Here is a 9187-nt window from a genome sequence, read left to right on the forward strand (position 1 = left end):
TCTTTACATCGTATGTTGATGCTTATACTGTGTGCCCGCTGATAGGATACCAGTATAGGAGAAGAATTCCCATGGGGTCTTCTGCTGACGGCGATGTTGGTATCTTGTATGAGCAGATTTCAAAGAGGAAGGCTGAGCTTCGTTTTGTCTATCAGATACTTATGCTGATTGATGAGGATTCAGAACCTGACGAGGAGAAGCGGATATATCGAGCTTTTAGATTATCAGAGACATCGGAGGAGGATAAAGCCCAGATTGCTGAGAACATGAAAATATTTAATGAGTATTTTCTGGGTGGAATAGATGTCCTTCATGAGCAGTTTGTTGATCAGTGTACCGATGATGACTCCTACCTTAGAAGAATATTTGATTATGTAAAGAAATTCAACGAAGAGCAGGACGGAGAGGAGTTAAAGGCGAGCATTGACTCGATTCTTAATAAGTGATTGAGATATGAGTAGAGATTGGAGCAAGGAGGCAGATGCATGCGACGAATTTGTGCTATCAGCATATGAATTCTATTCCGTCGATACAGTAGCTGAATTGCTCCTGCCATCGGGATTGCTGATAGATAAGTCCACACAGTATGCTGGAACCTTCGAAAAATTTGTATTTTTAAATGGAAACAAGGATGAAATATATACCAGGCAGGAGATAGAGTTTATTTCTGCCGTGGGTGATATTGCAACCTTCGCAGAATTTCACAAGGAAACAAAGAGAGGGTTAATCCCCTGTAAGGTAGTTGTAACACGTAATTCCATATTAGATCCTGTGGAATTTAGTATTGCTTTTACAAAGATTATCAACAAAGCCAGTGATGGTTTTAATATCTGCGTTGTATTCTCGGAAGATGGCATAATCTTTACCTGCCGGGCATACGATTTCGCAGGCAACAATTATTACATATCTGACATCATAAAAACTTATGATCAGATGGAAGAACTGTATGATGATTTAATGTATTCTCCGGACTATACCGGCTTCATAGAATACTACTCATATGTACGGGAAAGCATCCGATTTAAGACGGTGGCGGGTGAATATCCTGCAAGAAATAGAAACACCCATAGACCAGCGTACGCTTATATGGATGAGTTGTGGGAAATAGAGCACGACACCGGCATCAGCTTCGCAGCAGAAATAGAAAGATGCTTCTGGGGTCTTGAACAACAATATGAAGAGACTTACGCTGATCGCGTGGCTGAAGCAGATGAATATTTATTTAAGATAGAGTCGTCACGGATAAATACTATGGAGATGTTATTTGAAGCTGAGGAGATGGAGAAATTAGCATCAGAAGCAGAACAACGTAACGAAACAATGCTTATGCAGAATACTGCTGAAGAAGAGAACAATTCAGAAGAAATAGACACGGAAACAAAAACACTTTTGGATGATCCGGAGTCTATGATAAAGCTGTTGAAGAAGAAACGAGGGATATAATGGCCGGGTTCGATCTAAAGGAAGGATTTTATGAAGATAGAGAAGTCTCCGAAGATGAGCTATGGGACGCTGTTGCTTGTGTTTTCACATCAAAATCAAAAAACGATGCGAGTTATAAATTTGGCTTCTTAAAATCCATACTCGACAATCTTAAATATGTCGACAACGATTTAGTACTGTCTTTTGATCAGCTATTTACTCGTTTCGCAGAATTATATTGGAACCTAATCCTGGAGTACAATTTACGTCAGAAAGCTATTACAAAAGATAATAGAAAATCTGCCATAGAAAGAGTACTGCTGGAAGCAAAAGATAAATATGTTACCGATGATGTGAGATCCTTTGATAGTTACCCCCAAGGCGTTAGATCTGATGTTTCTCATCAAGTGAAGATGAAATGCAAGATATACGTAGTAGGAGCACTCTTTGAAGACACAAAGCATCTGTTCTCAAAAAAATAACGGGACTGCTTTTACACAGCCCCGACCTTTATGCCCATTCTCGTTTATTCATTAGAAGCTACGTTCCGGGTAAGCAACAGCAAGCTTCTCGGCGGCTCTGGTGAGCTTCTTGGAGAGGTTGTTCTCGAGCTTCGAAATATCGTCCCCTGGTTTTGCATTCTCAGTCACATATTTTCTGATCGGAACCTTGTCGATCTTTACCGCGATAAATGCTTCAGCGACACCCGGCTTGAGGATATTACGAATCCACTGGCAGACTGCTTCGTAGCTTTCCTTGCGCTCACGCTCGATCATATCCTTCTTAAAAATACGGTCGTCCGCAACCTCGCTCATAAGTGGCTCCGAAGATTCAAGCTCCTCGCCTTCGTCATCGGGCTGTGCCTTGGATTCGCCCTGATGTCTCCAGTACTTATGCCAGTTGTTGTAGTCCGGCCTGTTAAAATGCTCATCGCAGGCCTCCTGCAACTTCGACTCTCTCTCGTCCTCAGGAATACTCTCCAGATCAATGTTGACGCAGCAGCCCATCTGCCTTGCTTCCTCTTCGCTAAGGTTAAATGTTACTCTTTCTGTCTCATACCTGATAACAACTTTCATTTTTGTTTTCCTTTCCGTCCGGGACTGAACGTTGGGAAAACAAAAGGAACCTCTGTCTGTGAAGAGATTCCACTGCTGTCAACCGAGAATGGGCATGGTTAATAAACGCTGGTGCATCGTCTCTTCACTACCGGCACAATTGCCGGTGCTAAGATTTCTATGCTTCCCAACGTCCTAATGGCCATCTCGGACTATGAGATATTTTTTATTTGAGTACTGTGAAGTACCCAAGTCTGACATCAACCGCTCTGGTTGATAGCAGGATTCGATATTTCACAAACATCTCCAGCAAAAGCAAAAAACCGGTAAATAGAATTCACTGATTTGGACATGACTGTCCTCAAGTAAACTCTATTTACCGGTTCCTTAATGATACTCCTGCATTCTCAGATGCAGCCTGTCAAGTTCGATTCCTTCGGTAAATAACCTGTATAAATATAATGACTACTGACTTACTGCGCTTGCCAAATTATTGTAAGCCTTCAAGTGTTTCTTCTCTGCCTTCTTCGATGGCAGTTTTGTTGAAGGTTCCAATAATGTGACTGTTACTATACTTTCAGCAACCTTGTAGTTTATCTTTGCCCCGCACTTTGGACATTGCACTTCGTTATCTGAGCCACTCAACGCTCTTCCAAGCACATGCCCACAGCTACTGCAAGACGCATAAAGCCTATTATCAACATCTGTATCCATATAGAAGTTCCTCCCTTCATTCAATAATCGGCGGCAGCACTACCTCTGCTTCCTCAGCGAGGCTGCCATCTTCGTTTTTTATGTCAGCTTTAGCTTTTTTTAGTATTTCTCTGACTTCCTCGACTTCTTTGTCAGAGAACTCATTTCCGATCAACATATAAGCGATGATTTTTCCAGCATCTTTGAGAGCCTGTGAACCTGTAATCATACGCTTATTCATGCTGTTGGTGACCAGAATATTCCCCCAGATTGGATTGTCCTGAGACCAATTAATTTTATTGATCTTATCTATAAGTTCTGTGTATTCATGGCCATAGTCCTTTGCAATAGCCACAGCCTGTGCCAATGCTGTGTGCGTTACCGGCTTTAACAGCAGATGATCTTTCCTGATATCTCCAAGAGAGATGTTTTTTTCGACGTACTCGCTATAAGTCTTGAAGATATCAATTTTTGACATTGACTCTTTCCAGAAGTCACGCATTATGATGCGCCCTTTTTCAAGCATCTCCTCGTTTCTTCTGGTTTTAGGTGTAATCCCTTCTTTAGCAAGAAGTATTTCAGTCATTGTGTAAATTGCGCTTAAAGTTGTTAGGTTTTTACTTCTAAGAGGTATGGTGTTCGACTTCCAGTTTACGACTTCCTGATCGCCTATCGGGTGAAGCGGTGCATCCTCTCCGCTAAACATCCTTCTGGCAATGATAGCCACCATATCGTCCTCTGATGTAATAATGTTGTCTCCTTTTGATGTCTGCTTCGCATAGCGATTAACCTTATTAAAAATCTTCCTGATTTTTGTGTTGTCATCACCATGCTTGATGAACATCACTGTTATATCAGCGTTGCCAATATCCGGATGCGCATTGACTAACGTGTTCTTCAAGGCATCGGATAAGTCAACACTTCCAGGAATTCCATTTTTCCCTCGAATTGCCATAGCTAACGCTGCAAGCCTATGCTGGCCGTCCAATGCGATTAATCTCTTATCATCCGGTAATGTTAAGAACCCAGCCTGCCTCATAGCATCTGAATAGACATCGTACTTAACATCAGCAACTTCAGTAAGCGGCTGAAATTTTGCGTATTCCCAGCCCGAGTAAATGTCGACAATCAATGCACCAAAGAACCAGTCTGGATCTGTAGCCAAGTAAGGAACAATCTCCTGAGCTATTCGTTCACCTTTTAATTCCCTTTGCATCCGTTCATCAACGGTCATATCAGGCCAGTTTTCCATTTCTGAAGCATAGCCGACAGATTGTATCAACTTGTACGCCTTAGTTGTGGTGACGTAGTATTCGTTGTCTCCCATCTGCCCACGCATTGCTAAACAAACTTCACCCATAATCGTCCTCCTTCCTGTTTTTCTGCACTATTTAACGATTATGCACCCATTATAGCGCTGTTCACGCAAACTGCCAATATGTTTTGTAAAACATCGCCTAAAACAAAAAAACAAGCTTGCCGTTTCCATGAACAGAATTGACAAGCTTGTGCACCTTAATTCTTCTAATATGGCTATATTCCGCGCCTCTTTTTTAACAACTTAATTAGAGCTACAGGATCATCCAGCAGAGTCATGGCTTCCTCATCAATCTCATCATTGTCCTTATCTAATGAAGTATTTGGCTCAGTCAGTTGGATTTTGTTTCTGCCTACTTCCTCTGCTTCTATTAACATTTCAGTTGTATTCATCTGTGAGTGCCTGGTTTTCAAAAGATACTTAGTCAATATATCATTTGTTGAGTATCCTGGATTTACTTTCCCTAAAAAATGAGCCCACTCATAGTTGTTCAGCTTTTCTATCTCATCCCGCCGTTCACAAACAAAACTGTACATTCTTGGGTTAAGCTTTATCCATTCACCTTTTTTTGAAAAAGAGTAAAACGTTGCTACAACGGAAAGAATCGTGAAGCTCTTTGCGTTTAATATGATTTGACAGATACGCAAAAAAGCAGCCGATTGATATCAGTTAAATGGTATTATTCGGCTGCTTTTTTATACGAGTGGGGATGTATAATACTATTGAGACTATTAATGATGAGAATACAACTTGAAACTGCATGGCTTATGATGTTAATAATGAACATCGTGGATGGCGAGAGTTTGACTTTTATACATGTCAGTTCTATACTATCTAACCGTAAAGGAGTGATGGAGTAAATGTCTGTGATGTTACGTTATTTTTTGTTTGTTGTTGCTGTTATCGTACAGGTGTAGCTGATTTCTCATTTTGTCCTCGATTTGCTCACAGCAAACGCCGAAAATTGCTCTTGGCTTTTGCCATCTGATGGTCTGAAAAATGGTACCCTGTGCGTTCAGAGTACCAATTCTCAGATCATCATGGAAGCTCGGATTCAATAACGAGATGAACCAGATGATCGTCAATGAGTTTTTTGCCCCGCTGTGCGGCACAAAGCAAACTGTGCATACACACCTTGTTAATGCCACGAGCTGAGCCGGCTGAGTATTCATAAATTGCTTTTATGGCATCTTCCGTGAATATTTCCTGTTCACATCCGGCATATTTCATATGGGTTGCGATATATTTCTGACATTGCCCAAGGTCGTATGATGGCAGGGCACATTTTATATCGATGCGCTGCCGGATAGCAGCATAAGCCGATTTGACCAGTTTATCCCAAAGTTCATCCTGTCCCACAAGAATCAGTGCCATAGGATTCATTGAATCCATATGGTAATTCAGCAGGAAACGGATTTCTTCCAGCGTTTCACGTTTTAGTAGATGGGCTTCATCTACTATGGTGACTACTCGTATATGCCGCACTTCCCGGATATATTCCAGCTGGCGGTGCAGGCTAAGCTTTGCATCGCCACGTTGAAACTTCGGTTCTGAACCGAGCTGCTGCAACAGTCCGTTATAAAACCACCTTGGCGTCAGCTGGGAGTCGGATAGGTATAGCACCAGATATTTATCTGCCGGCAGAGAAGATTTTAACCTGCGGATTATGGTGCTTTTTCCTACGCCGACCATGCCTGTGAGCACGCCAAAGAGCTGATGCTCTGCAACATAACAGAGCCGGCCGATAACCTCCTGCAGATTATCTGACAGATACAAGGCTTCCGCTGGAATCTGATTGCTGAACGGTGTGTGCTTCATACCGAAAAATTCCTCAAACATCCACACACACCTCCTTGGCTATGCTGCTGAAGTGTGTTGCTTGTGCAGTGGGAACTGCCTTGGCTTTGGCGGCTTTTTCCCTCAGACCGGTAAGCAGTCTGGATTCGGAGGCTTCGACCGTAAACTTTGGTGGAAAAGCTTTGCTACCTTGACAATTTTCGCCAATGACCAGCTTTTTCGCACGGAACGGCTCGAAATCTTTATGGTGAATTTCTATTTCATCCAGCCAGGTAGTGTCGTAGAGAACTTCCACCTTACGGCCGATGAGTTTCATGCCGACCTCATACTGGGCACCGTTAAAGTTGATGCACCCGGTCTTGTCTACCTGACGTTCTTCGGTATGAAGGAATGCTTCCCGCAGGGCTTCGGCAGGTGGATAGTAAATAAGATGTGTGTCTGTACGCCATGCTGTAGATGGCGACATACCATTCAGGCCGCTATGCCCGCTTTTATGATATTGCTCATTGAGCCAGGCAGTGAAAAAGGAATTCAATTCATCCAACGTACGTGGCTTTTGCAGCGCACATTCCGCCAGGAACGAATCGACCGTTCGGTTGAATCGCTCGATTTTCCCTTTGGATTCCGGAGAATACTCTTTCGCATGCAATAACCGGATGCCAAGCTTTGCGCAGGCATGTTTCAGCCATTTGCTGCGGTATTGTTTGCCATTGTCGACAAAGAGCGCTCCCGGCTGACCACACTGCATGATGGCAAGCCGCAGGGAATCCTCGATAATATCCGTAGTCTGGTTTGCATAGAATTTAGCGCCAACAACAAAACGGGTAGCGTCGTCAATCCACGCAGCCATATAGGTCTGCTGCATCTTTCCTTTCGGTCCGATAGGAAGATAAGGTCCATACTTGATGTCACCTTGATAAAGTGCACCACGGTAGGATTTTTGAAAGCGGCGCGCAGCAGGCGTAACCTGCTGATACATGGCAATCTGCTTAGCCCCAAAGCCACGCTTCTGAAGATGGCGTTGCAGTGTGCTGCGGGTAACCGTTTCCGGCTGAATAAAACCTTCCAGTTCCAATATTTGGATAAGTGTCTGGACACTGCGTGTTGGACATTCCCGGCGCAGTTCAATAGCCTTATCTACTATTTCAGAGAAATTCGCTGGAAGTTTTGAAGCTGGCTGCTTTGGGATTGGCGCTTTAGGCTCCAGTCCGGCAAAGCCATTTTCCTTGTAGTGTTGGTACCATCTTCCAATGGTACGGTAGGATACGCCGGATGCCGATGCTATTTTGTTTTTTGTTGCACAGAACATGTCGGCATCCAGATTTGGATCCAGTAACGGGCTGATGATTTCAAAACGTTTGGCAGCTATTTCCTGAGGTGATTCTTTTTTACTCATATGGCAGAGCTCCTTTCCTTAATTTGAAAAGAGCATACCATGTTACGGGCCGGGACAACAGGCAAACTGTGTACATGGGAAAAAGCTTGCGGCACAGAGCAAGGGCGTGACAAAGGATGCCCAATGCCGTTTTGTTTGGCGAAGATAAGTCAGCAGAGATGGGCCAAACAAGGGATATGCATTCTTCTGGACAGAGCGCAAAAGTGTTTCAATATGCGGCGCTGTCTGACGATGCTCAGCCTGCCAGCGCCGTATTGTAGAGTCGTCTGCCACACAGGTGTCGATGGATTTGCCATCCACCACATCCTGGATAATAGACGACTCGTAATGCTTGTAAGGCCGGATAAAGTTAGGCTGCTCAACATGAACATGTCTGCAGGCCGGACAGATTCCTACGGGAATATCCAACTGAATTCTGCAGCCGCATTTCATGATGAGTTTACGCCTGTACGTGCCGTGACCGGACAATGGCGTATGACAAAACGGGCAAATGCATTCCGATTCATCTAAGCTGACGACTAAAAATATGCGTAAACTTATTGAAAATAACGCTGTAACGTGTTATGCTAACCATGCTGATTATTATTGGCAGCCACGTTGCAGGGAGGTAGAAGGTTCTGCAGCGTGGCTTTTTTCATGCCTCCCATTTTCGTATTTAACCTTTATTCAGATTATATACGCCGTAAATCGGCAAGGCAAGAGAGCAGCACAGCCGTTTTGAGGACAATGGCTGTGAGCAGTCACGGGCATTTCAGGTTAGCAGTTACATAAATGCGATAATTATATAGAGGATGAAAAAAGAGGTGGATGTTGTGGGGATTCGTCGGGATATTTTCTATCGGCAAATCGGAGCCAAAATCGCATATTATCGCACATTGTACGGTATGGAGCAGAGCCAGCTGGCAGAGAAGATACATATTAGTCAAAGCACCCTGAGTCGGATAGAGCGGGGGAAGTATGGGGAAAATATATCTATTGCGATGTTGTTAGACATTGCCGAGGGATTGGAAATTGATCCGTCATTGTTGACAACGTTCACAGGCTTGGAGAAGGAAATGTGGAGATATAAAACATATTAATGTTTAATAATTCAATGTAGTGTTTTTAGTTATGATAATTGGATAGATTACCAAAGGAATGGGGGATGGATATGTCGATGGTCATTAAGAACAACATGGCAGCACAATTAACACTTGGAGAATTGAACAAGAATAATAATAAGCTCAGCAAGGATTTGAAAAAAGTTTCTACAGGTACTAAAATAACAGGGGCTGAGGATGGAGCCTCGGAATATGCCATCTCGGAGCGAATGCGTGTCCAAATAAGAGGATTAAATCAAGATGTTCAAAATTCGCAAACAGGAAAATCTATGCTTCGAGTTGCGGAAGGAGGTATGCAAAATATTATAAATGAATTACGATCTTTGAAAGAATTAGCATTAAACTCTGCGAACGACCATAACTCGGATAGGGATAGAGCAATATTACAAAAAGATTTTGAACAAAA

The 9187-nt window shown here is 43.1% G+C and carries 12 protein-coding genes; 5 read left to right on the top strand and 7 right to left on the bottom strand.

Annotated features, from left to right (window positions below; translation table 11 throughout):
* The 3 genes from J6O61_RS13785 to J6O61_RS13795 form a co-directional block, all read left to right on the top strand.
* Positions 1-446, top strand: a 446-nt coding sequence (locus J6O61_RS13785) for a hypothetical protein (protein WP_292214438.1), incomplete at its 5' end; no start/stop codon positions are given.
* A 7-nt stretch (positions 447-453) separates the two neighbouring features.
* Positions 454-1443, top strand: coding sequence for a hypothetical protein (locus J6O61_RS13790; RefSeq protein WP_292214441.1), 990 nt, complete (start codon positions 454-456; stop codon positions 1441-1443).
* Positions 1443-1904, top strand: a complete 462-nt coding sequence (locus tag J6O61_RS13795; protein ID WP_292214444.1) for a hypothetical protein — start codon at positions 1443-1445, stop codon at positions 1902-1904. The genes J6O61_RS13790 and J6O61_RS13795 overlap by 1 nt, the downstream gene beginning before the upstream one ends.
* Before the next feature lie 51 nt (positions 1905-1955).
* On the opposite strand, the gene J6O61_RS13800 is transcribed toward J6O61_RS13795, so the two are convergent.
* The 7 genes from J6O61_RS13800 to J6O61_RS19745 form a co-directional block, all read right to left on the bottom strand.
* Positions 1956-2498, bottom strand: coding sequence for a sigma-70 family RNA polymerase sigma factor (locus J6O61_RS13800; RefSeq protein WP_292214447.1), 543 nt, complete (start codon positions 2496-2498; stop codon positions 1956-1958).
* Positions 2499-2942: 444 nt separating this feature from the next.
* The gene (locus J6O61_RS13805) at positions 2943-3191 is read right to left on the bottom strand and encodes a hypothetical protein (protein ID WP_292214450.1); all 249 of its coding nucleotides are present in this window, start codon (positions 3189-3191) and stop codon (positions 2943-2945) included.
* A gap of 16 nt (positions 3192-3207) precedes the next feature.
* Positions 3208-4530: a DNA sulfur modification protein DndB gene (locus J6O61_RS13810; RefSeq protein ID WP_292214453.1), complete on the bottom strand. Its 1323-nt coding sequence runs from the start codon at positions 4528-4530 to the stop codon at positions 3208-3210.
* Between the two features lie 173 nt (positions 4531-4703).
* Positions 4704-5024, bottom strand: a complete 321-nt coding sequence (locus tag J6O61_RS13815; RefSeq protein ID WP_292214458.1) for a hypothetical protein — start codon at positions 5022-5024, stop codon at positions 4704-4706.
* A gap of 502 nt (positions 5025-5526) precedes the next feature.
* Positions 5527-6327, bottom strand: a complete 801-nt coding sequence (locus J6O61_RS13820; protein ID WP_292214461.1) for an ExeA family protein — start codon at positions 6325-6327, stop codon at positions 5527-5529.
* Positions 6320-7681 carry a DDE-type integrase/transposase/recombinase gene (locus J6O61_RS13825; protein WP_173881993.1) on the bottom strand — a complete coding sequence of 454 codons (1362 nt, stop codon included), beginning with the start codon at positions 7679-7681 and terminating at the stop codon, positions 6320-6322. The genes J6O61_RS13820 and J6O61_RS13825 overlap by 8 nt, the downstream gene beginning before the upstream one ends.
* A 42-nt stretch (positions 7682-7723) precedes the next feature.
* Positions 7724-8221 carry a DUF6431 domain-containing protein gene (locus J6O61_RS19745; RefSeq protein ID WP_442861707.1) on the bottom strand — a complete coding sequence of 166 codons (498 nt, stop codon included), beginning with the start codon at positions 8219-8221 and terminating at the stop codon, positions 7724-7726.
* Positions 8222-8472: 251 nt separating this feature from the next.
* On the opposite strand from J6O61_RS19745, the gene J6O61_RS13830 reads away from it, so the two are divergent.
* Together J6O61_RS13830 and J6O61_RS13835 are read left to right on the top strand one after the other, a co-directional pair.
* On the top strand, positions 8473-8760 hold the full coding sequence (locus tag J6O61_RS13830; RefSeq protein WP_292214469.1) for a helix-turn-helix domain-containing protein: 288 nt from the start codon (positions 8473-8475) through the stop codon (positions 8758-8760).
* Positions 8761-8855: 95 nt separating this feature from the next.
* On the top strand, positions 8856-9187 hold a 332-nt coding region (locus J6O61_RS13835), incomplete at its 3' end, for a flagellin (RefSeq protein WP_292214472.1).

It is taken from the genome of Butyrivibrio sp. (genome assembly GCF_017635265.1).
Classification (GTDB): Bacteria; Bacillota; Clostridia; order Lachnospirales; family Lachnospiraceae; genus Butyrivibrio.

Bases quoted from the DNA above. Each gene is read 5' to 3' on its own strand.
- J6O61_RS13790 (WP_292214441.1), top strand. From the start codon at position 454: ATGAGTAGAGATTGGAGCAAGGAGGCAGATGCATGCGACGAATTTGTG.
- J6O61_RS13795 (WP_292214444.1), top strand. From the start codon at position 1,443: ATGGCCGGGTTCGATCTAAAGGAAGGATTTTATGAAGATAGAGAAGTC.
- J6O61_RS13800 (WP_292214447.1), bottom strand. From the start codon at position 2,498: ATGAAAGTTGTTATCAGGTATGAGACAGAAAGAGTAACATTTAACCTT.
- J6O61_RS13805 (WP_292214450.1), bottom strand. From the start codon at position 3,191: ATGGATACAGATGTTGATAATAGGCTTTATGCGTCTTGCAGTAGCTGT.
- J6O61_RS13810 (WP_292214453.1), bottom strand. From the start codon at position 4,530: ATGGGTGAAGTTTGTTTAGCAATGCGTGGGCAGATGGGAGACAACGAA.
- J6O61_RS13815 (WP_292214458.1), bottom strand. From the start codon at position 5,024: ATGTACAGTTTTGTTTGTGAACGGCGGGATGAGATAGAAAAGCTGAAC.
- J6O61_RS13820 (WP_292214461.1), bottom strand. From the start codon at position 6,327: ATGTTTGAGGAATTTTTCGGTATGAAGCACACACCGTTCAGCAATCAG.
- J6O61_RS13825 (WP_173881993.1), bottom strand. From the start codon at position 7,681: ATGAGTAAAAAAGAATCACCTCAGGAAATAGCTGCCAAACGTTTTGAA.
- J6O61_RS13830 (WP_292214469.1), top strand. From the start codon at position 8,473: ATGAAAAAAGAGGTGGATGTTGTGGGGATTCGTCGGGATATTTTCTAT.